1 protein-coding gene is annotated in these 378 nt (G+C 29.6%); it reads right to left on the minus strand.

What is annotated here, in order from left to right; genetic code table 11:
* Positions 1–378, minus strand: a 378-nt coding sequence (locus E5A76_RS20485; RefSeq protein ID WP_222932517.1) for an RNA-directed DNA polymerase, incomplete at both ends; no start/stop codon positions are given.

A 378-nucleotide genomic window follows, 5' to 3' on the forward strand; every position in this document is an offset into this window, starting at 1 on the left:
GCCTTAGACTTACAAACCAAAAACATATCATCTACATAACGTTGATATAGATATATTTCACCTGATAGATATAAATTTTTGAGTATTGAATCTAATTCAATTAAATATAGCTCTGCTAGGTATCTAGCATATGCTGGTCCTTGAGGAAGGCCGGAATTCCTATCTTGTATACTTTTAGAAACTGTTAATAAGCAATTTATTAAAGATTTATAGCAATTCAAGTTGTCTATATCTAATGATTTTAGCTTATTATTAATTTCTTCATTTCCGTCACCTAATACTATTCTCTGAAGCCTATCATGAGAAATAGATTCATAAAATGAAGATATGTCGGCTTTGATTACATAGTAATCCTCAAACAAAGGTTCGTATATAGCT

Source organism: Photobacterium lucens (genome assembly GCF_009873615.1).
In the GTDB taxonomy this organism is placed as follows: domain Bacteria; phylum Pseudomonadota; class Gammaproteobacteria; order Enterobacterales; family Vibrionaceae; genus Photobacterium; species Photobacterium lucens.